This is a genomic window from Nocardia rhizosphaerae (assembly GCF_042650365.1).
Classification (GTDB): Bacteria; Actinomycetota; Actinomycetes; order Mycobacteriales; family Mycobacteriaceae; genus Nocardia; species Nocardia rhizosphaerae.
This window is the reverse complement of record NZ_JBHSBA010000003.1, coordinates 1,602,338-1,624,781: the sequence shown is the minus strand read 5'-3', so window position 1 is coordinate 1,624,781 and position 22,444 is coordinate 1,602,338. Positions and strand designations below refer to the sequence as shown.

The window sequence follows — 22,444 nt, the reverse complement described above, 5'->3', positions numbered from 1 at the left end:
GAACGAACCGGTCGGGTTGGCACCCTCGACCTTGAGATACACCTCACAACCGGTCAGCTCGGACAGGTGCGGCGCGGGAACCAGCGGGGTACCACCCTCGAACAAAGTGACCGGCTCCCAGTCTGCCGCACCTTCGAGCCGATCACGGTAGGCCGCGATCAGGCCCGGCCAGCGCGAGTGCACGCCGTGCTGAGGGGCGATGCCAAGTGAGCTCATGCCAGCGCTCCTTCGATCACGACACGACCATGTGCGCACGGGCGGCCTGTATACACATCGGTGTGAATGTCGGCGACGCCGCGCACATTCCGATTCATTCTTCGGTGCCTTCCAGTCTGAGAACGCTGGTCACGGAGGTGACGGAGTCCATGTCCGCCAATGCCGCGACAGTATCGGCCAGCGAGGACTCCAGCGCATGGTGGGTCACGACCACGAGCCTGGCGCCGTCGCCATGGCCCTGCTGCCGCACGGTCGAGATGCTCACCCCGCGCTGGGAGAACTCCCCCGCCACCGCGGCGAGCACGCCGGGGCGGTCCTCCACCTGCAGATTCACGTGGTAGCGGGTGGGGGTGTCACCGATCGGCGCGATCGGCAGCTCAGCATAGACCGATTCGCCGGGGGCACGACCACCGTAGAACTTGTTGCGCGCGGCCATCACCAGGTCACCGAGCACGGCCGACGCGGTCGGCGCGCCACCGGCGCCCTGACCGTAGAACATCAGCCTGCCCGCGTTGTCGGCTTCGACGACGACCGCGTTGAACGCGCCGTTGACCGAGGCCAGCGGATGCTTACGCGGGATCAACGCCGGGTACACGCGCACCGAGACCCGGTCCTTGCCGCCCTCGTCGGCGGTGGGCTCGCCCGGCCCTGGCGCGACGCGCTCGCAGATGGCGAGCAGCTTCACCGTGCAGCCGACGGCGGAGGCGGTCTCGAGATCCTCGGCGGTGATCGCGGTGATGCCCTCGCGGTACACATCGGCCGCGGTGACCCTGGTGTGGAAAGCCAGCGAGGCCAGGATCGCGGCCTTGGCCGCCGCGTCGTAGCCCTCGACGTCGGCGGTGGGGTCGGCCTCGGCATAGCCGAGGTCGGTGGCCTCGGCGAGCACGTCGTCGTAGGCGGCGCCGGTCTCGTCCATCGCGGAGAGGATGAAGTTCGTGGTGCCGTTGACGATGCCGACCACCCGGTTCACCCGGTCGCCGGACAGCGACTGGATCAGCGGGCGCACCACCGGGATGGCACCGGCGACGGCGGCCTCGAAGTACAGGTCGGCGCGGCTGCGCTCGGCGGCGGCGGCCAGTTCCCCGGTGTAGTCGGCCAGCAGTGCCTTGTTCGCGGTGACCACGGACTTGCCCGCGGACAGCGCCGCGCCGATCAGCCCGCGGGCCGGATCGATCCCGCCCATGACCTCGACGACCAGGTCCACGTCGTCACGGGTGACGAGGGACTCGGCGTCGGTGGTGAGCAGCTCGGCGGGCAGACCGCGGTCCTTGCCCAGGTCACGCACGGCCACGCCACGCAGCACGAGCGGCGCGCCGATGCGCGAGCGCAGGTCGTCGGAGTGGTCGCGCAGCACGCGCACCACCTCGGTGCCGACGGTGCCCATGCCGAGCACGGCCACGCCGAGTGGACGCCCCGCTTCCCTGGTGCCGTTCTCGATCAGCCCGCTCGTCACCCGGCCGCCCCCCACGGAATCGCTTTGCGATGCGGTCATCGTTCTACCTCCAGGCTCAGCAGGTCCGCCACCGTTTCCCGGCGCAGAATCAGCCGCGGTACACCGTCGCGCACCGCGACCACGGCGGGCCGGGTGAGCTGGTTGTAGCGGCTCGACATCGAATAGCAGTACGCGCCCGTCGCGGCGACGGCGACCAGGTCACCGGGGCCGGCGTCGGCAGGCATCCAGGTGTCCCGGATGACGATATCGCCGCTCTCGCAATGCTTTCCGACCACGCGCGCGACCACCGCGTGCGCGTCCGACGAGCGCGAGACCAGGCGGCAATCATAGTCGGCCTGGTACAGCGCGGGGCGGATGTTGTCGCTCATCCCACCGTCGACGCTGACATAGCGGCGGCGCGCGCCGCCGTCGAGCTCGACGTCCTTGATGGTGCCGACCTCGTAGAGCGTGATCGTGCCCGGCCCGGCGATGGCGCGGCCGGGCTCGACGGCGATGGTCGGCACCGGCAGCCCGGCACGGGCCGCTTCGGCGGCGACGAGGCCGCGCAGGTTGGCGGCGAACTCGTCCAGCGGCGGCGGGCTGTCGCTGGGCAGGTACGAGATTCCGAGGCCGCCGCCCAGATCCAGGGTGGAGATCTGCGCGGTGCGCTCGATCCCGAACTTGTCGATGGCCTCGCGCAGCAGTCCGAGCATGCGGCGCGCGGCGATCTCGAAACCGTCGAGCTCGAAGATCTGCGAGCCGATGTGGCTGTGCAGGCCGACCAGGCGCAGGTTGTCGGCCTCGAAGACGCGAGCCAGTGCCTCCATGGCGTCGCCGCCCGCGATCGAGAAGCCGAACTTCTGGTCCTCGTGCGCGGTGGAGATGTACTCGTGGGTGTGCGCCTCGACGCCGACCGTCACCCGCACCAGCACGTCCTGCACGACCCCGGCCGCACCGGCGACGGCTTCGAGCCGCTCGATCTCGTAGAGCGAGTCGACCACCACGTGCCCGACCCCGGCCGCGACCGCCGCTTCCAGCTCCGGCACCGACTTGTTGTTGCCGTGCAGGGCGATGCGCTCGGCGGGGAACCCGGCGTGCAGGGCCACCGCGAGTTCGCCACCCGAGCACACATCCAGCGACAGACCCTCGTCCCGGATCCAGCGGGCGATCTCACCGCACAGGAATGCCTTGGACGCGTAGTGCACGCGGGCGCCGGGCCCGAAGGCGCGCACCATGTCGCGGCAGCGGGTGCGGAAGTCGTCCTCGTCGATCACGAACAGCGGGGTGCCGTAGTCCCTGGCCAGCTCGGTGACCGGTACGCCTGCGATGCGCACGACACCGTCGTCGCCGCGCGCGGCATTGCGCGGCCAGACGTCGGCGGGCAGGTCGATCATCGCCGCGGGATCGGTGGGCCGCTCGGGCAGGCTCGGCGCGTGCGGGATCTCTGCGTGCCGGGGACCGGCGGGGTGTGCGCTCATGACTGCGCGTCCTTCCTGGAAGCGGTGCCGGTGTTCACATGCGCTCCGGTGCGCTCACGCCGAGCAGGGCCAGACCGTTGGCCAGCACCTGACGGGTGGCCCGCACCAGCTCGAGGCGGGCGGCGTTGCGCGGGGTGACCGCGTCGTCGCCCTTGGGCAGCACGCGCATGTCGTCGTCGGACTGGAACGGGTGGTAGACACCGGCCAGTTCCTCGAGATAGCGGGCGACGCGGTGTGGTTCCCTGGTCTCGGCGGCGGTGGCGACCACGCGCGGGAAGTCGCCGAGGGTGCGGATCAGATCGCCTTCGCGATCCGCCGACAGCAGCGCGAAATCCGGTGCGACGGAAGCGAACTCGAAAGCCGCGGCGTTGTCGATGATCCGGCAGGTGCGGGCGTGCGCGTACTGCACGTAGTACACCGGGTTCTCGTTGCCCGCCTTCGTCCACAGGTCGAGATCGATGTCGATGCTCGAGTTCACCGAGGAGCGCACCAGCGAGTAGCGCGCGGCATCGACACCGATCGCCTCGACCAGGTCGTCGAGCGTCACCACGGTGCCTGCGCGCTTGCTCATCTTCACGGCCTGGCCGTCGCGGACCAGGTTCACCATCTGGCCGATGAGCACCTCGACGGTGTCGGGGTCGTCACCGAACGCGGCGGCGGCGGCCTTCAACCGGCCGATGTAGCCGTGGTGGTCGGCGCCGAGCATGTAGATGGCCAGATCGAAGCCGCGGGCGCGCTTGTTCTGGAAGTAGGCGATGTCACCGGCGATGTAGGCGGCGTTGCCGTCGCTCTTGAGGACGACCCGGTCCTTGTCGTCGCCGAACTCGGTGGAGGCGATCCACCAGGCGCCGTCCCTCTCGTACAGATTTCCCGAGTTCTTCAGCTGTTCGACGGCCTGCTCGACGGCGCCGGAGGCGAACAGTTCGCTCTCGTTGAAATACACGTCGAAGTCGGTGCCGAAGTCGTGCAGATCCTGCTTGATCTGGGCGAACATCCGCTGCACACCCTCGCGCCGGAACAGCTCGTGCCGTTGCTCGGCGGGCAGGGTGAGCGCGTCGGGATGGGCGGCGACGATGGTCGCGGCGATCTGCTGGATGTACTCGCCCGCGTAACCGTCCGCCGGGGTCGGCTCGCCGAGCGCGGCCGCGACCAGCGACTTGGCGAACCGGTCGATCTGCGCGCCGTGATCGTTGAAGTAGTACTCCCTGGTCACCTCGGCGCCCTCGGCGGCGAGGATGCGGCCGAGCGCGTCACCGACCGAGGCCCAGCGGGTGCCACCGAGGTGGACGGGGCCGGTGGGGTTGGCGGAGACGAACTCCAGGTTGATCTTGGTCCCGGCCAGCGCAGATCCGGTGCCGTACCGTTGGCCCGCCGCCAGGATCTGCCCGACGATCACGCCCTGCGCCGATGCGGCGAGGCGGATGTTCAGGAAGCCGGGGCCCGCCACCTCGGCCACCTCGACACCTTCGGCCGCCGACAGCGCCTCGGCGAGCCAGCCTGCCAGCTCGCGCGGGTTGGTTCCCACCTTCTTGGCCACCTGCATGGCCACATTCGTGGCATAGTCGCCGTGTTCCGGGTTGCGCGGACGCTCCACTGTGACCTGCTCGGGCAGGACCGACGAGTCCAGTCCACGTTCGACAAGCACCTTCGCGGCGGTGGTGCGAAGGAGATCTGCAAGGTCAGCTGGAGTCACGAGTCTCTATCCTATTGGCTGGGCGCCTCGCAACCACGACCGCCCGGTACGAACGCCCCGATCCATACGTCGAAAGAGCACAACGAGCGATGCCGAGCAGGACCAGCGCCAGATCAGCCAAGGCCGTCCGGGCCGCGGGGAAGTCGTCTCCGTCCCGCAAACCCGGCAAGGGCAACATGCCGGGGAAGAAGCGTGAGGTGCCGTGGGCACTGCTCGGCGGGGCCGTGGCCATCGTCGCGCTGATCGGCCTGCTCGCCTACAGCTTGGTCCCCAAGTACCTGGACCAGGCCGCCATCCGCGAGGCCCAGACCGATCTGAAGGAATGGGTGCCCTCCCAGGAGAACCAGGACCCGTCGACGAAGATCGACGGCGTGGTCAAGCAGGAGTACCCGGCCGGTCTGCACGTGAGCGAGACCCAGCGGGTGGCCTACGACAAGGCGCCCGCGTTCGGCGGACCGCACGACTCGGCCTGGGCCAACTGCACCGGCACCGTGTACACCAAGCCGATCCGCATGGAGAACGCCGTGCACTCCCTCGAGCACGGGGCGGTGTGGATCACCTACAACCCCGACGAGGTCGACGCCGCGGGCGTGGAGAAGCTGTCGAACTACGTCAAGGGCCGCCAGTACTCGATGATGTCGCCGTACCCCGGCCTCGACAGCCCGATCGCGTTGCAGACCTGGGGCCACCAGCTGAAGCTGGATTCCGCCGACGACGCGCGGATCAAGCAGTTCATCTCCGCGCTGCGGGAGAACCCGTACGCCTACCCCGAGGTCGGCGCGAGCTGCTCGAACCCGATCTTCGACGCCAACAACCCGCCGCCGTTCGACCCGTCGCCGTACGGCCCGGAGGCCGTGCCGATGGACGGCGATGGCCTGACCCCGGACCTGTCCGAGATGGGCGGCGCCGGTATCCCCGGCATGCCGAGCATCCCGGTGCCCGGCGGCCTGCCCTCGGGTCAGTAGATGAGCGGCGAAACGATCGAACGCGACGACACCACCCCGGACGCGGGCTCTGGCCGTCCCACCGGCGCGGTCCTCGTGCTCGGCGCGATCGGGCTGCTGCTGCTCGGGGCCGTGGCCGGGGTGCTGCTGCGGCTCCCACTCGACGACAAGGACACCGTCGCCACACCCGGCCCGGTCGACGTGGGGTTCAGCCAGGACATGTCCGCCCATCACGCGCAGGCCGTCGACATGGCGGGCGCGGCGCTGATCGTCTCCACCGACAACGATGTCCGCAGGCTGGCCTACGACATCCTCACCACCCAGCAGAACCAGATCGGCCGGATGCAGGGCTGGTTGCAGCTGTGGGGTGAGCCCAATCAGGACGTCGAGGGCTTCATGGGCTGGATGAGCGGCCACGAGGAAGGCTCACATCACGGGGGCGCTGCCGAGGAGAGCTCGGGTCCGGTCGCGCAGATGCCGGGGATGGCCACCCAGGAGGAGATGACCACGCTGCGCCAGTCCACCGGCACCGCGATGGACGTCCTGTTCCTGCAGCTGATGCTGCGCCACCACGAGGGCGGCATGCCCATGCTCGACTACGCCGTCGAGCATGCCGACACCACCGAGGTGCGCATCCTGGCAGGCCAGATGGCCAAGACCCAGGCCGGCGAATCCCAGCTGATGCGGACCATGCTCGCCGCCCGCGGCGCCAGCCCACTCCCCTTCCCGTGACCCCGTGCCGGACCGGGGTCAACCCCCCGGTCCGGCACCGTTTTTGGCCCATCGCGTCCGATGCGATACGCTGTCGCTGCCCGATCGGCCACCACCGAACGGCATCTATCCCGCCCTCGTAGCTCAGGGGATAGAGCGTCTGCCTCCGGAGCAGAAGGCCGCAGGTTCGAATCCTGCCGAGGGCACAAGACGAAGGCCCCCGACCAGCTGGTCGGGGGCCTTCGTCTTCTGGCGCTCAGCTTGCCTCGATGTCACGCGATGTCACAACCTCTCCCGAAGTCTTCGACGCTCCGGCAAGCGCTGGCACCTGCGTTGCCCTCGGTCCGCGCGTCCCGGTATCGTCCGGGGCGCTCTCGCATTTCACGCTCGTAGCGGTTCGACTCACGTACGCATTCAGCGCATTTCAGGGTCGGGGTGTGCCCCGGTGAACGTCAGGAGCGAGTATGTCCAATCCGCCAGGTGAGCAGCCGCCGTTCGGACAGCAACCGCCGCAGCTGCCGTCGGGGCCGCCGGGGTATCCGCACGCGGGGTTCGGGCAGGAACAGGCGCCGCCGAGCTATCCGGACGGGCCGGATGTGCTGCCGCCGCCGCAGGTGCCGAAGCCGAAGCGGACGGGGCTGTTCATCGTGCTCGGTGTGGTGGGGCTGGTGGTGTTCGGCGCGATACTCACCGGGGTGGTGCTCACCCTGCAGGGCCGCACGCCGCTGTCCTCGGACGAGAAGCAGATCGAGGTCGCGGTGCGTGACTTCTACGACACGCTCGACGACGAGGGCTTCGTCGCGGCCTCGGCGCTGGCCTGCGAGGCCGACCGCAGGGAGATCGAGACGCTCACCCCGGAGCAGCGCCGGCAGTTCGAGTCGGCCTCGGTCTCGGTGACCATCGACAAGGTGGACGACATCGTCGTCACCGGCGACACCGCCAAGGCCACGGTGGTCGGCACCCTCACCCTGTCAGTGCTCGGTGAGGAGCCGAACACCGAGGACAGCACCGAGGAGCATCTGAAGAAGGAAAACGGTACCTGGAAGATCTGCTCGGTCCCGGCCACCAGGCGCTGAGCCGACTAGGCTCGATCCGGTGGGTCCTGATACCGGTTCCCACCAAGGGAATTCGTGGCCGGCCCGCGGCGGTCGTCGGGCGCGGGAGGACGGCAATGCGGTCATACGGTGGCAAGGCGCTGGTCGCGGCGATCGTGCTCGCGCTCGGCGCCTGCGCATCGCCGCCGGGCGCCGCCGACACGATCGTCGTCTATTCCGCCCAGGAGCAGGCGCTGGCGCAGGCGTGGGCGCGGGGCTTCACGACCGACACCGGGATCGAGGTCATCCTGCGCGACGGTGCCGATCTCGCCCTGGCCGACCGGCTGATCGCCGAAGGCGCCGAGACTCCCGCCGACGCGTTCCTCACCGAGAACGCCCCCGCGCTCGACCTGGTCGCCGACGCCGGTCTGCTCGCCGACCTCGACCGCGCCACCCTCGACCAGGTGCCGAGCCGCTACCGGCCGCCCTCGGGCCGGTGGATCGGCGTCGCCGTGCGCACGCCTGCTTTCGTCTACGACACCGCCGAACTTTCCCAGGCGGAACTGCCTGCGGGTTTGCTCGAGCTCGCCCAGCCGCAGTGGCAGGGCCGGTGGGGCGCAGGGTTCTTCGGCGCCGATTTCCAAGCCGTGGTGACCGGCCTGCTGGCGGCGCGTGGCCCCGAGCTCACCCGGACCTGGTTGCGCGGTGTGCGGGCCAACGCCACCTCCGTGCTCGATCCCCAGCAGGCGGTGGCCGACGGCATCATGGCGGGCGGGGTGATCAGCCATGACGACTGGACCGGCCCCGGCCGCACCGCCCTGCATCCGTTCCCGGACGCCACCGCCACCGTTTCCGGCGGCGCGGTGCTGCGCGCGGGCGAGCAGCAGCGGGCGGCGCAGCGTTTCCTGGCCTTCGTCGCGGGTCCGCAGGGCCAGACTATCCTGCGCGCGAGTACCTCGGCGAAATACCCCGTCATCGCTGCGCCGATGCCGTCGGATCCCCGGCTCGGCGCACTGGATCCGGCGCTGGCCACCCGCCTCATGACCGAGGCGGGACTGCTCCCGGCAGCCCCGCCTCGATAGTCGGAGCGAGCGGCGGGAATCGAACCCGCGTACACGGCTTTGCAGACCGTTGCCTCGACCACTCAGCCACGCCCGCCTCGCCATCGACAATGCCGTGCCGGGGCCGCGACGACCAGGATTACGCTCACCGTGCGGGTAATTCGAGGCGACCTGCCACTATGCGATGATCAGTCCATGTCCCAGCCACGCCCGCTTCCGCTCGACCCGATCGCCGAGGCGCACCGGCAGTGGACCGCGCACGGTTGGGGGTCGGTGGCCGACGGGATGGCGGCGGTGACCTCGCTGGTACGCGCCCAGCAGATCGTGATGGCCAGGGTGGACGAGGCACTCAAGCCGACGGGCCTCACCTTCTCCCGCTACGAGCTGCTGCAATTGCTGAGTTTCAGCAAGAGCGGCGCGCTGCCGATGGCGAAGGCGAGTGCCCGGCTCCAGGTGCATCCGACCAGCGTGACCAATACCGTCGACCGGCTGGAGGCCGCCGGACTCGTGGTCCGGGTGCCGCATCCCAGCGACCGGCGCGCCACCCTGATCGAAATCACCGACGCGGGAAGGGAATCCGTCGCGGGTGCGACCGAGGCGCTCAACGCCCAGGTCTTCGCCGAACCGGGGCTGCCCCCGGACCGGGTCCGCGAGCTGCTGACCCTGCTCGCCCGGTTCCGGCACGACGCGGGCGACTTCGAGGAGCCGGGCGAGCCGAACCTCGCATTCCACGCGACCTGGCGACCTGGCGACGAATCACCGGCCGACGCGCTTGGCAGGTAGCCGAATCTGGTCCACGATGTAGCCCATGGTGCTGGTCCTTGGGGTATCGGCGGGTGCGGGTGGTGCTCATGCCGTCCTCACCCACTCCGATCAGCCGCATCTAGCTCCGGTCGACCTGGTCCGGGTGCCGCGCAGGGCGGGCGGCTCGGTGGCGGAGTCGGTGCTGACCGCGATACGCAGGTTGCGGGTGGCCGCGCTCGGCCGCGGGGAGTGCGTCACCGCCACGGCCGTCACCTGCCGCAGTGAGCTGCACGCCGAGGCGATCCGGGCCGCGGTCGGCAGTTCCGCGGTGCGCATCGTCGACGAACCGCTGGCCCAGCTGCGCTATCTGCGCTTCACCGGGCAGCTACCCGCCACCGGATCGGTGATCCTCTACGACCTAGGCTGCTCCGGGCTCACAGTCACCCACGCCGACTGCCGCACCGACACCATCCTGGCGAGCAGGCGAAGCACGGTACTCGGCGGCGACGGGTACGACGCGCTGGTGCGCTGGCAGCTGGCGCGCGGCGGGGTACTGGCCGACGCGCGCACCAGCCGCGCGCACCGCGAGTCGCTGAGCCGGACGCCGGTGGTCACCGTGACCGATGCCGATACCGGCGGCCGCGCCGTGGTGACCCGCAGCGACCTCGCCGACCTGTGCGAAGCCGGCCTGCACCATTCGGCGTCGTTCGTGCGGCAGGTGATCGAGGAGACCGGGGTGCGACCCGGCGCGCTGGTGCTGCTCGGCGGCTGCACCCGCAACCCGATGCTGCGCGCCGACCTCGCCGGGCGGATCGGGCTACCGATCGTCTACGACGCCGAACCCGACCTGGTCTCGGCACGCGGCGCGGTCCTGCTCGCCGCCCAGCGACCACCCGCCCGGTTGCGCATGCCGCGACGGCGGGCGGGCACCGTGCCCGCCGAGCGGCCGGGCGGGCGAAGTCCGGGGCGGCGCAAACTGCTGGCCGCGGTGGCGGTGACGGCGACCCTGGGCGGCACGGTCGCCGGGTTGCTCGGCACCGGCGACAAAACGGCGCGGCCCCCGGATCATGGCACCGCGCCGTCCACCGCGCAGCTCACCGACGGTTCGCTGCGCTACCGCGAGAACTAGCTGTTGGTGAAGTTCGCCGGCCGCTTCTCGATGAAGGCGGCCATGCCTTCCTTCTGATCGTCGGTGGCGAACAGCGAGTGGAACACCCGGCGCTCGAACAGCAGGCCCTCGGTCAGGGTGGTCTCGAAGGAACGGTTGACCGCTTCCTTGGCAACCATCGCCACCGGCAGCGACATCGAGGCGATGGTCTGCGCGGTCTCGAGCGCGGTGTCGAGCAGCTGGTCGGCGGGCACGATCCGCGACACCAGTCCCGCCCGTTCGGCCTCCTCGGCGCCCAGATTCCGGCCGGTGAGGATCAGGTCCATGGCCTTGGCCTTGCCGACCGCGCGGGTCAGCCGCTGCGAGCCACCGATGCCGGGGATCACGCCGAGCTTGATCTCGGGCTGACCGAACTTGGCGGTGTCGGCGGCGATCAGGATGTCGCACAGCATGGCCAGCTCACAGCCACCGCCGAGGGCATAGCCCGCGACCGCGGCGATGGTGGGCTTGCGGAAGGCGGCCAGCCGGTCCCAGCCTGCGAAGAAGTCGGCCATGTACATGTCCATGTAGGACTGCGGCGCCATCTCCTTGATGTCGGCGCCCGCCGCGAAGGCCTTCGCCGAGCCGGTGATCACCACGGCACCGATGGCGTCGTCGCGCTCCAGCTCGTCGAGCGCGCCGGTGATGTCGGCCAGTACCTGCGAGTTGAGCGCGTTGAGGGCCCCCGGCCGGTTCAGGGTGATCCAGCCGACCCCGCCCTTGCCGTCGCCGCCGCCCTTGCGCTCCAGCAGAATCGTCTCGAAATCGGTCACGGCGCACACCTCGTCTTCGTCATCGGTCACAGACGCCGCTGACGATACCCAGCGACGCCGACCGCGCTCCACCGGCGGCGCGCTACGGCACAATCGGGGCATGGGCACCGACCATTTCGCGCGGATCAGCCGGCTGCGGGCGCTGATCGAGCACGACAACACCGGACCGGACGAGCGGGCGACCGCGCAGCGCATGCTCGACCGGATCCTGCGCAAGACCCCTGCGCCGTCGGGCATCGGCGCCGACCGGGTGTACGGGGCGCGGCACGATCGGCCGGGCAGGCACGCGAGCACGGCGTCGATCGTGGAGTCGGTGCGCGCGGATATCGCGTTCGCCCGGCGGTTCACCGTCGTCGGCGGACCGGATGAGCTCACCGAGCACAGTCAGCTCGCCGCCGCGCCCGCCGAACTCACCGTCGCTGTGGACACACCGTTCGCCGACCAGATCGTCGTCACCATCGACGACATCCCCCCGGCGTGGGGCTGGGCCGCCGACGAGTTCGACCGCACCGCCGCCTCCGCCGACCTCCGCTCGCTGGCCGACGAGCTGGCCGAGATCATCGACAGCTACAACCGCGACGGCACCGACGTCGGCCCACGTTTCGTCCGCACCGTTCGCGCCGGGCGGACCGTCCTGGTCCGCTAGCCGGTCGGCGCCGCGGTGCGGTGCGAGCGTTCCGAGGGTGCCCGCGGCCGGATCAATCGCGGTCCGGGCCTGCGAGCAGGACGACAAGGCCGACGGTGAGCACCACAGCGCCGATCGCCAGCACCACACTCGCGGCGGCCACGCCGCCCGTGGTGTAGTCGGCCACCGTCTGGGATACCGCCACCGCCACCGCCGCGGCACCACCGAGGACGAGTACCGGTTCGCGCCGCATCCCGTACAGCCCGAGACATACCAGGCCGACCAGCAGGGTCAGCCCTGGCCGCCACGGCGACTCGCCCGCTGTCACCGTCTGGGCGCCGCCGACCGCGATCATCCCGCCGATCAGGTAGCCCGCCCAGTCCGCGACGAACCTGCGCGCCCAGGCCAGCGCGAACCACAGCGCGCCGAACAGCATCAGCAGGATGCCCGGCCAGGCGGATCGGTGGTCGAGGAGTACGGACGTGGTCAGCACGATGCTCGCCACCCCGAAGACGCCCATGGCGGCCATGCCGAGCAGATTCGGCACCATCAGGTAGCCGAGCACCGCTATCAGCAGGCCCGCGACGGTGGCGGCGATCGCCGGGCCGTCGTCGTCCCCGAACGCCGTCAGCACGGCACCGAAGACGGCACCGGCGGCCAGGACGAGCAGCACCGAGGCGAGCCGGGCGCGTGCGGCCGACGCCGTCGGCACCCGCCGGAACACCCCGTCACAGCCGCCTGCGAGCAGGACCGCGCCACCGACCGCGCAGCCGGCCACCACCAGCAGCAACACCACCCGACCGGTCTGCGCCACCTCGGACCAGGCCCGCCCGAGGAACAGCGCGAGCCCGGCCGTGACCAGCCCTGCTCCGAGATAGGCGACGACCTCCGCGGCGACCCGGCCCACGCCGGGGTGCCCCGCCCGCTCCTCTGCATCGACCGCCCGCAGCACCGCGCCGCGCTGGTCGGCGCTGATGACGCCCGCCGCGACCAGCCGCTCCAGCGCCACCTCGACCCGATGCTCGCGACCCATCCGTCGAGTATGTCGAGCGGCGACGGGCATCGGCGGTGATTCGCGCCCGCCGCGTTTCGCGGCACAGTGACCACGATCACACTAGAATTAGTTGGACATCCTAGCTTTGCCAGCTCCGGAGGCGGTCATGAGTGAGTCAAGCGCCCTGCACGTCCCGGTCCATCCCGTGCGGTTCGTGACCTCGGCGGCCCTGTTCGACGGGCACGACGCGGCGATCAACATCATGCGCCGGATTCTGCAATCACAGGGGGCCGAGGTGATCCATCTCGGCCACAACCGATCGGTCCGCGAGATCGTCGACGCGGTCGTCGAGGAGGACGTGCAGGGTGTCGCGGTGAGCTCGTATCAGGGCGGGCACCTCGAATTCTTCGAATACCTGGCCGACGCCCTGCACGCGGCGGGCGCGGGCGCGGTGCGGATCTTCGGCGGCGGCGGTGGGGTGATCGTGGCCGAGGAGATCGACCGGCTCGCGCGTGTCGGGGTGCGGATCTTCTCCCCCGAGGACGGGCAGCGGCTCGGCCTGCCCGGCATGGTCAACGAGCTGATCCGCGCGTGTGATGTGGATCCGGCACTGTCCCCGCCCGATCCGGCCGCGCTCTACACCGGCGACCGGAATGCCCTGGCGCGCACCATCACCTGCCTCCAGCGGGGCGCGCTGCCCGCGGCCGATCGCGCGGCGATCCTGGCCGCCGCCGACCGGCGCCGGGTACCGGTACTCGGCATCACCGGCACCGGTGGCTCCGGGAAGTCCTCGCTCACCGACGAATTGGTGCGCAGGTTGCGCACCGACCAGCAGGACAAGCTGCGCGTCGCGGTGCTCGCGGTGGATCCGACCCGGCGGCGAGCCGGTGGCGCGCTGCTCGGCGACCGCATCAGGATGAACGCCCTCGACGGCGAGCACGTGTACTTCCGGTCACTGGCCACGCGCGGCAATCACGAACTGCCCGACGATATCGACGCCATGCTCGCCGCCTGCCGTGCCGCGGGCTACGACCTGGTGATCCTGGAGACACCCGGCATCGGCCAGGGCGACGCGGGCATCGTCGACCATGTGGACGTGGCGCTGTATGTGATGACGCCGGAGTTCGGTGCCGCCTCCCAGCTGGAGAAGATCGACATGCTCGACTACGCCGACGTGGTGGCGGTGAACAAGTACGAGCGCCGCGGCGCGGCCGACGCGGTCCGCGATGTCGCGCGCCAATTGATCCGCAACCGCGCCGAATTCGGTGCTGATCCAGCTGAGATGCCGGTATTCGGCACCAGCGCGGCCACCTTCGACGACGACGGAGTCACCGCGCTCTACCAGCATCTGCTCGGCCTGCTCGGTATCCATGGCCTGCGGCTCGATCCAGGCACCCTCCCCCACGTCGACACCAAGGTCTCCACCAGGTTCGCCACCCTGGTGCCGCAGGCCAGGGTTCGCTATCTGGCCGAGATCGCCGAGACGGTGCGCGCGTATCACGCCGACACCGCGCGGGAATGTGCTGCGGCACAGCGTGTTCAACGGCTAGATCAGGTCTGCGCGGAGCTGCCCGACGATCAGGCGGTCGCCGAGCTGCGCACCGCGGCGCGCGCGGACCTGTCCCCGGAGTCGGCGGCGCTGCTGGCCGAGTGGCCCGCGATCGCGGCGAGCTATCAGGGCACCGAGCAGGTGGTGCGGGTCCGCGATCGCGAGATCCGCACTCCGCTGCGCCGGGAATCACTGTCCGGTTCCAGCATTCCGCGTGTGGCCCTGCCGCGCTACACCGATCACGGCGAACTGCTGCGGTTCCTGCGCGCCGAGCATCTGCCCGGCCGGTTCCCGTTCACCGCGGGCGTTTTCCCGTTCAAACGGGACAACGAGGACCCGGCCAGAATGTTCGCCGGGGAGGGCGATCCGGCACGCACCAACCGGCGGTTCAAGATCCTGAGCGAGCACGCGGAAGCCACCCGCCTGTCGACCGCGTTCGACTCGGTCACCCTCTACGGCCACGATCCGGCCGAGCGCCCCGACATCTACGGCAAGGTCGGCACCTCAGGGGTCTCGGTGGCCACCATCGAGGACATGCGCACGCTGTTCGACGGCTTCGATCTGTGCGCGCCGACCACCTCGGTGTCGATGACGATCAACGGGCCGGCCCCGACCATTCTCGCGTTCTTCCTCAATACCGCCATCGACCAGGCACTACACCGCTTCACCGAGACCGAGGGCCGCGCACCGTCTCCGGCCGAGGCCGAGCGGGTGCGGACGCGGACGCTGTCGACGGTGCGCGGCACCGTACAGGCCGACATCCTCAAGGAGGATCAGGGCCAGAACACCTGCCTGTTCTCCACCGAGTTCAGTCTGCGGATGATGGCCGACATCCAGGAATGGTTCGTGCGCAACGACGTCCGCAATTTCTACTCGGTGTCGATCTCGGGCTATCACATCGCCGAGGCGGGCGCGAACCCGATCAGCCAGCTCGCCTTCACCCTGGCCAACGGATTCACCTATGTGGAAACGTATCTCGCGCGCGGACTGGCGATCGACGACTTCGCGCCCAACCTGTCGTTCTTCTTCTCCAACGGCATGGACCCGGAATACACCGTGATCGGCCGGGTGGCGCGGCGTATCTGGGCGGTGGCCATGCGCGACCGGTACGGCGCGGGCGAGCGGGCGCAGAAGCTCAAGTACCACGTGCAGACCTCCGGCCGGTCACTGCACGCGCAGGAGATGCAGTTCAACGACATCCGCACCACGTTGCAGGCACTGATCGCGGTCTACGACAACTGCAACAGCCTGCACACCAACGCTTTCGACGAAGCGGTGACCACCCCGACCGCGGATTCGGTGCGCCGCGCGCTGGCGATCCAGCTCATCATCGCCAAGGAGTGGGGCATGGCGCTCAACGAGAATCCGTTGCAGGGCAGCTTCGTCATCGACGAGCTCACCGATCTGGTGGAGGAGGCGGTGCTGCGGGAGTTCGAGCGGATCAGCGAACGCGGCGGCGTGCTCGGCGCGATGGAGACCGGATATCAGCGCGGCCGCATCCAGGACGAGTCGCTGCGCTACGAACAGCGCAAACACGATGGTTCGCTGCCGATCGTGGGGGTGAACACCTTCCGCGGTACCGACGACGACGCGGGGAACGGCCCGCTGGAGCTGGCCCGCGGCACCGAGGCCGAGCGCCGCGCCCAGCTGGACCGGTTGCATGCGTTCAGGGCCGAGCACGCAGCGGCCGCGCACGCGGCGCTGGCTCGGCTGGCCGAGGTGGCTCATACCGACGGCAATGTCTTCGATGTCTTGATGGACGCGGCACGGGTGTGCACCTTGCAGCAGGTCACCGACACCTTCTTCGCCGTCGGCGGCCAATACCGCCGCACCGTGTGAGGGCTACCGGCCGACGATCTCCGGCGGCAGGAACATCGCCCCCAGCTGGGTGGCGATGGCGAAGGTGTGCTCGACCAGGCGCTCGGCGTCGACGTCGAGCGCGCCGGTGCGCCAGGCGGTGAGCAGCTCGATGAAGCCGCCGATCCCGGCCAGCGTGCTCATCCGCATGGCTGTCTCGTCGACTTCGGGGCGCAGATGCGGCCATGCGGCGGCGATCAACAGGTCGGTGGCGTCGGTGAGCATCGCCTTGCGGCGTTGCTCGAGCACGGCGCTGCCCGCGTGGTCGGCGAGCAGGATGCGGGCGCCGCCACGCAGGTCGGTCTGCAGTTCGACGGCGCGGGCGATGGCGGCGTGCAGGACCTCCAGCGGCGCCCGCTCGGCGTTCTCGGCGAGCACGGCGGCCAGGTCGGCGAAGACCTCGGCGCACACTTCGTCCCACACCACCGCGAGCAGGTCGTCGCGATCGGTGAAGTTCTCGTAGAAGTACCGGTCGTTGAGCGCCGCCCGCTGGCACACCCCGCGCATGGTGACCGCGGCCCACCCGCTGTCCAGCCAGATCTCGAGCGCCGCAGCGATCAACTCACCGCGACGGTGCGCCCTGCGCTCGTCCGCGGTTCGGCCGCCCCAGGTCCGGGCGGGTGCGCGCACATCCATGGTTGACAAAGTACCCTCTCGCGCGCCTAATTGGTGCCAGGTGCGGCCAATGGTGGCAGATGACACCACTTCGAGCCGGACCGGTGGACCAAGGGAGTTCTCATGCGCCTGTTTCCCTTCGGCCGAGCACGCCGAACCGAGCACGCCGACGCGGTGATCACCGGCGCGGGCAGCGGCATAGGCCGCGCGGTCGCCGTCGAACTCGGCAGACGCGGCGGCCGGGTGGTGTGCTCCGATATCGACACCGACCGCGCCGCCGACACCGCGACACTGGTCGAGAACGCCGGCGGCAAGGCCATCGGCGCCGGCTGTGACGTCACCGCGATCGAACAGGTCGAAGGACTGGCCGCCACCGCACAGGACTGGTTCGGCGCGGCGCCGACGGTGGTGGTCAACAATGCCGGGATCGGGGCCGGTGGCCCGCCGGTCGGCGAGTTCACCCTCGCCGACTGGGAGCGCACGCTCGCGGTGAATCTGTGGGGCGTGATCAACGGCTGCCATGTGTTCACCCCGATTCTGCGCGCCGCGGGCCGGGGCGCGGTGGTCAATGTCGCCTCCGCCGCCGCGTTCGGCGCGGCACCGCGCATGGCCGCCTACAACGTGAGCAAGGCAGGCGTGCTCGCGCTGTCGGAGACCATGGCCGCCGAGTTGGCGGGCACCGGCGTCGGTGTCACGGTGCTGTGCCCGACCGGCGTGCGAACCGGGATCATGCGGGCGGATTCGCCGATGGACGAGACGGCCGAACGTCTCGGCGGCCTGCTGCTGCGCTGGACCGGGCGTCCACCGGCGAGCATCGCGCGCACCACCCTCGACGCCGTGGACCGCGGCGAGCTGTACGTGGTCCCGCAGCTGGAGGCCAAGGCGCTGTGGCAGGCCAAGCGCTGGCTGCCCACCACCTATACCCGTTCCGCGGGCCTGCTGGAGCGGGTCGTGCGCTGATCCATCCCGCCAGAGAGGAGACGGACAATGACGTTCGCCTATCCCGACATGCTCGCCACCGTGCGCGCCAAGCAGTGGGCCCTTGCCGATATCGACTGGGACGCACCGGGTGCCGAGCTGATCACCGACGAGCAACGCCCCCGGCTCGCCGCCTTCATGTCCGATCTGGTGTGGATCGAACACGTCGGCGCGCGCGGGTTCGCCGCGCTGGTGCGGCAGGCACCGCCGGGCGCGCTGCGCGAGATCTACCGGCACTTCCACGCCGAGGAACAGAAGCACGCCAATGCCGAGCTGGCGCTCATGCGCCGCTGGGGCATGCTCGACGGCGACGCGATGCCGGTGCCCAACAAGAACATCCGCCTGGTGATCAGCTGGCTGGACCGCTACGCCGAGCACATGACGCTGCCGGTGCTCGGCACCGTCATCCCGTCGCTGGAGACGGCACTGGATGGCGCGCTGGTGAAGTTCCTGCTCGACGAGGTCGACGATCCGCTGTGTCACGAGGTGTTCCGGCACATCAACAGCGACGAGTCCCGGCACCTGGCCGTCGGCTTCCAGGTGCTCGAACAGCTCGGCGCCGGACCGTTGCGCAAGATCGCCATCGAGACCGCGGGTTTCGCCGCGCGACCGTCCTTCGTGCTCGGCGCGCTGCTGTACGCGCCGCTGCTGTCGCGGATGGCGGCCAATATCGTCGCGCTCGGGCTCGACGAGGACAAGCTGTGGAACGCGGTGCGCCGCTATGAGAACGTGGGTGAGCGCAGTCCGCAGATCAAGCGGCTGCCGCTCTATCACGTGGTGAAGCTGCACGGGAAGGCCACGATCCACCGAGCTCAGCCGTTCCAGCTGCTCGCCGACGTGTCCAATGCCTGCATCGACCGGTTCCCGATCCGGGTGCTCGGGCACCGGCCATCGTGGTCGCGTGAGCTCACCTATGACCCGGTGGCGAAATGACCGCGTTCCCAGGCACTTTCGCCGGCCGGGTGCTGCGGTACGCCGGGTTCGCACCGCGACACGAGTTCACCGGCGCCCGCGTCGCAATCATCGGCTCCGGGGCCGCCGTCGCCCGCCTGCTGCCCGGCATCGCGGCCGAGGCCGCCAAGGTGACGGTGTTCCAGACCGACGCGGTGTGGATCGTGCCGCGCGCACCGCTGCCCGCGCCCCTGCTGCGGCGCGCTCCCGATCGGCTGGTCCGGTCGGTCGCCCGCGCGAATCTGCGCTTCCAGGTCCGGGATTCGTGGCTGCGGTCGCGACTCACGCCAGACGACACCGCGGGGGTGGCCGTGCACGACAGCTACTACCGCACGCTGCGGCAGCCGCACTGCCGCCTGGTCACCTGGCCGATCGCACGGCTGGCACCGCTGGGCGTGCGCACCGTCGACGGCATCGAACATCGCGTGGACACCATCGTGTTCGCCGAGGACTCGCGGCACATCGTCCGCACCATCGCGCGCGGCGCGCGGCTGCCCGCGACGGCCGCCAGGGTCGGCGCGGCAGGCAGAAAGGAACCAGCGTGAACACCATCGAGCACGAGATCATCATCGTCGGGGCCGGGTTCTCCGGGATCGGTGCCGCGATCGCACTGCGCGAGGCCGGATTCGAGGACTTCCTGATCGTCGACGACGCCGACGGCGTGGGCGGGACCTGGCATTGGAACACCTATCCCGGTGTCGCCGTCGACATCCCGTCGTTCAGCTACCAGTTCTCCTTCGACCAGCGCACCGAATGGTCGCGGGTGTACGCGCCGGGCCGCGAACTCAAGGCCTATGCCGAATCCTGTGTGGACAAGTACGGATTGCGGCCACGAATCCGGTTCGGTACCACCGTGACCGCAGCCGATTTCGACGCGGGCACCGACCGCTGGACGCTGCGCACCGCCGACGGCACGGAACTGTCGGCCCGGTTCGTGCTCAGCGCGACCGGGGTGCTCACCCGGCCGAAGCTGCCCGAGATCCCCGGTATCGAGACCTTCGCCGGAGCGACCGTGCACACCGCGCGCTGGGACCACGACCTCGACCTGCGCGGTCGGCGGGTCGCCGTCATCGGCACCGGCGCGTCGGCGGTGCAGGTGATCCCGGAGATCGCGCCGCGGGTCGAGCACCTGACGGTGTTCCAGCGGACCCCGATCTGGTGTCTGCCGCGCCCCGACGCCGCGGTCCCGCTGCCCGCGCGCCTGGCGCTGCGGCTGCCCGGCGGCCGGGCGCTCACCCGGCTGCTCAGCCAGACCTATGTCGAGTTCACCTTCCCGCTGGCCGCCCACTACCACCGCTCGCTGCCGACGGCCGCGATCGGCGAACGCGCCGGGCTGGCCCATCTGCGCCGCCAGGTGCGCGATCCGGCGATCCGCGCGAAACTCACGCCGGACTATGCCCTCGGCTGCAAGCGCCCGAGCTTCTCCAACGACTATCTCGCCACCTTCAACCGCGCGAATGTGACGCTGGAGACCGCGCCCATCACCGAGATCACCGCCACCGGTGTGCACACCGCCCAGACCGCGCACCCGGCCGATGTCCTGATTCTCGCCACCGGTTTCAAGGTGATGGAATCGGGCAATATGCCCACCTATGATCTGCACGGCGTCGACGGTCTCGACCTGGAGAAATGGTGGGACGAGAACCGGCTGCAAGCATACGAAGGCGTCAGCGTTCCCGGCTTCCCGAACTATTTCTCCATCATCGGACCCTACGGCTACAACGGCGCGTCGTATTTCACGCTCATCGAGAATCAGACCCGCCATATTCTGCGCTGCCTGCGCCGGGCCCGCGCGACCGGCGCCACCAGGGTGGAGGTCAGTAGGGCGGCCAATGACCGGTTCTTCCGCGAGATGCTGGCCCGGCGCGGTGGCCAGGTGTTCTGGCAGGACAGCTGCGCCGACGCCAACAGCTATTACTTCGACAAGCACGGCGACGTGCCGCTGCGCCCGTCGTCCACGGTCGAGGCGGCATGGCGCAGCGGCCATTTCGATCTGTCCGATTACCTGTTCACCCCGGCTCGCTGAACCGGCCGTCGTTCATCCGCCCCGGCTCGCCCGGATGTGTGACAATCGCGCCACCGAAGCGATCGGCACCGACGGGACGGCGGCGGCATGACACTGACCGGAATCGACATCATCGACGCGCATATCCACCAGTGGGACCCCCATACGACACCGCGGCAATTCAGCAAGCACGCCACGCTGCTGCGCTATGTACCGATCCCGATCGATCTCGCCACGAAACTCACGCCGCGGCGCGACCGGGAATTCGTGGGCGAGGCCTCGGCCTACATGTCGCCGTATCTGCCCGCCGATTACCGCACCGACCTCGGCGGGACCGCGGTGTCCGCGCTGGTCCACGTGGAGGCCGACTGGACCGGCGCCGAGCCCGACGAGACCCGGTGGGTGGCGAGTCTGCCCTTCGGTGTCGACACGCCACGGCTGGCCGCGATCGTCGGCGCCGCCGACCCGGCCGCCCCCGACTTCGCGGCGGTCCTCGACGCGCATCAGTCGGCCTCCCCGCTGCTGCGCGGGATCAGGACCAATGTGGCCAACCATCCCGATCCGGCGGTGAAATCGTTCGCCGCGCACGACGGGCGCCTCACCGCGCCCGCCTTCCTGACCGGATTCGCCCAGCTCGCCGAGCGCGGCCTGTCGTTCGACACCTGGGTGTACTCCGGGCAGCTGCCAGAGCTGACGGCGCTGGCCGAACGCTTCCCCGAGGTGCCGATCGTGCTCGATCATCTCGGGACACCCGCCGGGATCTTCGGGCCGATGGGCAAGTCGACCGGCCGGACCGCCGCGCAGCGCCGCGCCCTGTTCGAACGCTGGCGCGCCGACCTCACCGACCTGGCCGCCCAGCCCAATGTGGTGGCCAAGGTGAGCGGGCTGATGATGCCGGTACTGGGGCATCCGGTGCCGCCGCGCGGCGCGCCGACCCCGGTACCGACCCTGGTGGAGCGGGTGCGGCCGATGCTGACGCACGCGCTGGCGCAGTTCGGCGCCGACCGGCTGATCTGGGGTTCGAATTTCCCGGTCGACCGGCCGATCACCAGCATCACCGGAGCCGCCGAGGCCGTCGCCACTGCCCTCACCGACGCGGGCGCGACCACCGACGACCTGCGGAAGGTGTTCGCCGGCAATGCTATCCGGGTGTACCGCCTCGAGTGACCGGCCGATCCACCGACCTGTCGGTGGCCGGGTTTAGCATCGCCGTATGAAGGCAACCGGCACATTCGAGCTCACCGCGTTCGACCCCACCGACGTGCGGCCACAGCCACCCATCGAGACCGGGCTTCCGGTCGGTGTGTCCACCATGACCAAGGAGTACGCCGGTGAGATCACCGGGCGCTCGGCCACCCTGTTCACGGCCGCCTTCGACATGAATTCCGGCGCGGGCAGCTACATCGCGATGGAATCGTTCGACGGCGCGCTACACGGCAAGGCGGGCGCCTTCAATTTCATCCACTCGGCCACCACCGCAGGCACCGACCGCACCGACGAGTTCTTCCACATCGTCCCCGCCAGCGGCACCGGCGAGCTCACCGGCATCACCGGTTCCGGCGCGCTGTACGTCGACAGCGCGGGCGGTCACCACATCTGGTTCGAATACGAACTGCCCTGAGGCCGAATGCGCGGCG

21 protein-coding genes and 2 tRNA genes are annotated in these 22,444 nt (G+C 70.0%); 15 read left to right on the top strand and 8 right to left on the bottom strand.

From position 1 onward, the window contains the following. The 4 genes from ACFOW8_RS09245 to argS all read right to left on the bottom strand — a co-directional run. Positions 1 to 216: pyridoxal-phosphate dependent enzyme (locus ACFOW8_RS09245; protein ID WP_378548318.1), on the bottom strand; the 216-nt coding region annotated here is incomplete at its 3' end. Positions 217 to 310: 94 nt separating this feature from the next. Continuing rightward, positions 311 to 1,708: a homoserine dehydrogenase gene (locus ACFOW8_RS09240; protein WP_378548315.1), complete on the bottom strand. Its 1,398-nt coding sequence runs from the start codon at positions 1,706 to 1,708 to the stop codon at positions 311 to 313. Next, positions 1,705 to 3,126, bottom strand: a complete 1,422-nt coding sequence (gene lysA / locus ACFOW8_RS09235) for a diaminopimelate decarboxylase (protein WP_378548312.1) — start codon at positions 3,124 to 3,126, stop codon at positions 1,705 to 1,707. Before lysA ends, ACFOW8_RS09240 begins: the two co-directional genes overlap by 4 nt. Before the next feature lie 34 nt (positions 3,127 to 3,160). After that, the gene (gene argS / locus ACFOW8_RS09230) at positions 3,161 to 4,819 is read right to left on the bottom strand and encodes an arginine--tRNA ligase (protein WP_378548309.1); all 1,659 of its coding nucleotides are present in this window, start codon (positions 4,817 to 4,819) and stop codon (positions 3,161 to 3,163) included. A gap of 89 nt (positions 4,820 to 4,908) precedes the next feature. Between argS and ACFOW8_RS09225 the strand changes: the two genes are divergently transcribed. The 5 genes from ACFOW8_RS09225 (at position 4,909) to ACFOW8_RS09205 (ending at position 8,590) form a co-directional block, all read left to right on the top strand. Beyond that, entirely contained in the window at positions 4,909 to 5,784 is an 876-nt protein-coding gene (locus ACFOW8_RS09225; protein ID WP_378548306.1) for a DUF3105 domain-containing protein, read from the top strand. Beyond that, complete coding sequence (locus ACFOW8_RS09220; protein WP_378548303.1) at positions 5,785 to 6,495, top strand: DUF305 domain-containing protein; 711 nt, start codon at positions 5,785 to 5,787, stop codon at positions 6,493 to 6,495. It begins immediately after the preceding gene. Positions 6,496 to 6,607: 112 nt separating this feature from the next. After that, positions 6,608 to 6,680, top strand: a tRNA-Arg gene (locus tag ACFOW8_RS09215). A 258-nt stretch (positions 6,681 to 6,938) separates the two neighbouring features. Continuing rightward, positions 6,939 to 7,550 (top strand): Rv0361 family membrane protein, encoded by a 612-nt coding sequence (locus ACFOW8_RS09210; protein WP_378548301.1) that lies wholly within the window; start codon positions 6,939 to 6,941, stop codon positions 7,548 to 7,550. A gap of 95 nt (positions 7,551 to 7,645) precedes the next feature. Further along, on the top strand, positions 7,646 to 8,590 hold the full coding sequence (locus ACFOW8_RS09205) for an extracellular solute-binding protein (RefSeq protein WP_378548298.1): 945 nt from the start codon (positions 7,646 to 7,648) through the stop codon (positions 8,588 to 8,590). A gap of 4 nt (positions 8,591 to 8,594) precedes the next feature. Here ACFOW8_RS09205 and ACFOW8_RS09200 read toward each other — a convergent pair. After that, positions 8,595 to 8,666, bottom strand: a tRNA-Cys gene (locus ACFOW8_RS09200). A gap of 98 nt (positions 8,667 to 8,764) precedes the next feature. Here ACFOW8_RS09200 and ACFOW8_RS09195 point away from each other — a divergent pair. After that, positions 8,765 to 9,352, top strand: a complete 588-nt coding sequence (locus ACFOW8_RS09195; protein WP_378548295.1) for a MarR family winged helix-turn-helix transcriptional regulator — start codon at positions 8,765 to 8,767, stop codon at positions 9,350 to 9,352. A 25-nt stretch (positions 9,353 to 9,377) separates the two neighbouring features. Further along, positions 9,378 to 10,442, top strand: coding sequence for an Hsp70 family protein (locus ACFOW8_RS09190; RefSeq protein ID WP_378548292.1), 1,065 nt, complete (start codon positions 9,378 to 9,380; stop codon positions 10,440 to 10,442). On the opposite strand, the gene ACFOW8_RS09185 is transcribed toward ACFOW8_RS09190, so the two are convergent. Further along, positions 10,439 to 11,233, bottom strand: a complete 795-nt coding sequence (locus ACFOW8_RS09185; protein WP_378548604.1) for an enoyl-CoA hydratase — start codon at positions 11,231 to 11,233, stop codon at positions 10,439 to 10,441. The two genes, ACFOW8_RS09190 and ACFOW8_RS09185, sit on opposite strands and share 4 nt — an antisense overlap. Positions 11,234 to 11,333: 100 nt before the next feature. Here ACFOW8_RS09185 and ACFOW8_RS09180 point away from each other — a divergent pair, with 100 nt between their 5' ends. Next, positions 11,334 to 11,879: a hypothetical protein gene (locus tag ACFOW8_RS09180; RefSeq protein ID WP_378548289.1), complete on the top strand. Its 546-nt coding sequence runs from the start codon at positions 11,334 to 11,336 to the stop codon at positions 11,877 to 11,879. A gap of 52 nt (positions 11,880 to 11,931) precedes the next feature. Here the strand turns inward: ACFOW8_RS09180 and ACFOW8_RS09175 are convergent, their stop codons facing one another. Beyond that, on the bottom strand, positions 11,932 to 12,891 hold the full coding sequence (locus ACFOW8_RS09175; protein WP_378548286.1) for a DUF2157 domain-containing protein: 960 nt from the start codon (positions 12,889 to 12,891) through the stop codon (positions 11,932 to 11,934). Positions 12,892 to 13,018: 127 nt separating this feature from the next. Here ACFOW8_RS09175 and icmF point away from each other — a divergent pair, with 127 nt between their 5' ends. Beyond that, the gene (icmF, locus tag ACFOW8_RS09170; RefSeq protein WP_378548283.1) at positions 13,019 to 16,240 is read left to right on the top strand and encodes a fused isobutyryl-CoA mutase/GTPase IcmF; all 3,222 of its coding nucleotides are present in this window, start codon (positions 13,019 to 13,021) and stop codon (positions 16,238 to 16,240) included. A gap of 3 nt (positions 16,241 to 16,243) precedes the next feature. Here the strand turns inward: icmF and ACFOW8_RS09165 are convergent, their stop codons facing one another. After that, complete coding sequence (locus ACFOW8_RS09165; protein ID WP_378548280.1) at positions 16,244 to 16,894, bottom strand: TetR/AcrR family transcriptional regulator; 651 nt, start codon at positions 16,892 to 16,894, stop codon at positions 16,244 to 16,246. A gap of 102 nt (positions 16,895 to 16,996) precedes the next feature. Here ACFOW8_RS09165 and ACFOW8_RS09160 point away from each other — a divergent pair, with 102 nt between their 5' ends. The 6 genes from ACFOW8_RS09160 to ACFOW8_RS09135 all read left to right on the top strand — a co-directional run bounded on the left by ACFOW8_RS09160 (position 16,997) and on the right by ACFOW8_RS09135 (position 22,428). Then, positions 16,997 to 17,833, top strand: a complete 837-nt coding sequence (locus tag ACFOW8_RS09160) for an SDR family NAD(P)-dependent oxidoreductase (RefSeq protein ID WP_378548277.1) — start codon at positions 16,997 to 16,999, stop codon at positions 17,831 to 17,833. Between the two features lie 27 nt (positions 17,834 to 17,860). Then, positions 17,861 to 18,784: a ferritin-like domain-containing protein gene (locus ACFOW8_RS09155; RefSeq protein ID WP_378548274.1), complete on the top strand. Its 924-nt coding sequence runs from the start codon at positions 17,861 to 17,863 to the stop codon at positions 18,782 to 18,784. After that, the gene (locus tag ACFOW8_RS09150) at positions 18,781 to 19,347 is read left to right on the top strand and encodes an NAD(P)/FAD-dependent oxidoreductase (RefSeq protein WP_378548271.1); all 567 of its coding nucleotides are present in this window, start codon (positions 18,781 to 18,783) and stop codon (positions 19,345 to 19,347) included. The genes ACFOW8_RS09155 and ACFOW8_RS09150 overlap by 4 nt, the downstream gene beginning before the upstream one ends. Further along, complete coding sequence (locus ACFOW8_RS09145; protein WP_378548268.1) at positions 19,344 to 20,828, top strand: flavin-containing monooxygenase; 1,485 nt, start codon at positions 19,344 to 19,346, stop codon at positions 20,826 to 20,828. Before ACFOW8_RS09150 ends, ACFOW8_RS09145 begins: the two co-directional genes overlap by 4 nt. An 87-nt stretch (positions 20,829 to 20,915) precedes the next feature. After that, positions 20,916 to 21,974 (top strand): amidohydrolase family protein, encoded by a 1,059-nt coding sequence (locus tag ACFOW8_RS09140; RefSeq protein WP_378548265.1) that lies wholly within the window; start codon positions 20,916 to 20,918, stop codon positions 21,972 to 21,974. Between the two features lie 46 nt (positions 21,975 to 22,020). Further along, positions 22,021 to 22,428 (top strand): DUF3224 domain-containing protein, encoded by a 408-nt coding sequence (locus ACFOW8_RS09135; RefSeq protein ID WP_378548262.1) that lies wholly within the window; start codon positions 22,021 to 22,023, stop codon positions 22,426 to 22,428. The last annotated feature ends 16 nt before the right edge of the window (positions 22,429 to 22,444 follow it).

Bases quoted from the DNA above. Each gene is read 5' to 3' on its own strand.
- ACFOW8_RS09240 (WP_378548315.1), bottom strand. From the start codon at position 1,708: ATGACCGCATCGCAAAGCGATTCCGTGGGGGGCGGCCGGGTGACGAGC.
- lysA (WP_378548312.1), bottom strand. From the start codon at position 3,126: ATGAGCGCACACCCCGCCGGTCCCCGGCACGCAGAGATCCCGCACGCG.
- ACFOW8_RS09225 (WP_378548306.1), top strand. From the start codon at position 4,909: ATGCCGAGCAGGACCAGCGCCAGATCAGCCAAGGCCGTCCGGGCCGCG.
- ACFOW8_RS09220 (WP_378548303.1), top strand. From the start codon at position 5,785: ATGAGCGGCGAAACGATCGAACGCGACGACACCACCCCGGACGCGGGC.
- ACFOW8_RS09210 (WP_378548301.1), top strand. From the start codon at position 6,939: ATGTCCAATCCGCCAGGTGAGCAGCCGCCGTTCGGACAGCAACCGCCG.
- ACFOW8_RS09205 (WP_378548298.1), top strand. From the start codon at position 7,646: ATGCGGTCATACGGTGGCAAGGCGCTGGTCGCGGCGATCGTGCTCGCG.
- ACFOW8_RS09195 (WP_378548295.1), top strand. From the start codon at position 8,765: ATGTCCCAGCCACGCCCGCTTCCGCTCGACCCGATCGCCGAGGCGCAC.
- ACFOW8_RS09190 (WP_378548292.1), top strand. From the start codon at position 9,378: ATGGTGCTGGTCCTTGGGGTATCGGCGGGTGCGGGTGGTGCTCATGCC.
- ACFOW8_RS09180 (WP_378548289.1), top strand. From the start codon at position 11,334: ATGGGCACCGACCATTTCGCGCGGATCAGCCGGCTGCGGGCGCTGATC.
- ACFOW8_RS09175 (WP_378548286.1), bottom strand. From the start codon at position 12,891: ATGGGTCGCGAGCATCGGGTCGAGGTGGCGCTGGAGCGGCTGGTCGCG.
- icmF (WP_378548283.1), top strand. From the start codon at position 13,019: ATGAGTGAGTCAAGCGCCCTGCACGTCCCGGTCCATCCCGTGCGGTTC.
- ACFOW8_RS09165 (WP_378548280.1), bottom strand. From the start codon at position 16,894: ATGGATGTGCGCGCACCCGCCCGGACCTGGGGCGGCCGAACCGCGGAC.
- ACFOW8_RS09160 (WP_378548277.1), top strand. From the start codon at position 16,997: ATGCGCCTGTTTCCCTTCGGCCGAGCACGCCGAACCGAGCACGCCGAC.
- ACFOW8_RS09155 (WP_378548274.1), top strand. From the start codon at position 17,861: ATGACGTTCGCCTATCCCGACATGCTCGCCACCGTGCGCGCCAAGCAG.
- ACFOW8_RS09150 (WP_378548271.1), top strand. From the start codon at position 18,781: ATGACCGCGTTCCCAGGCACTTTCGCCGGCCGGGTGCTGCGGTACGCC.
- ACFOW8_RS09140 (WP_378548265.1), top strand. From the start codon at position 20,916: ATGACACTGACCGGAATCGACATCATCGACGCGCATATCCACCAGTGG.
- ACFOW8_RS09135 (WP_378548262.1), top strand. From the start codon at position 22,021: ATGAAGGCAACCGGCACATTCGAGCTCACCGCGTTCGACCCCACCGAC.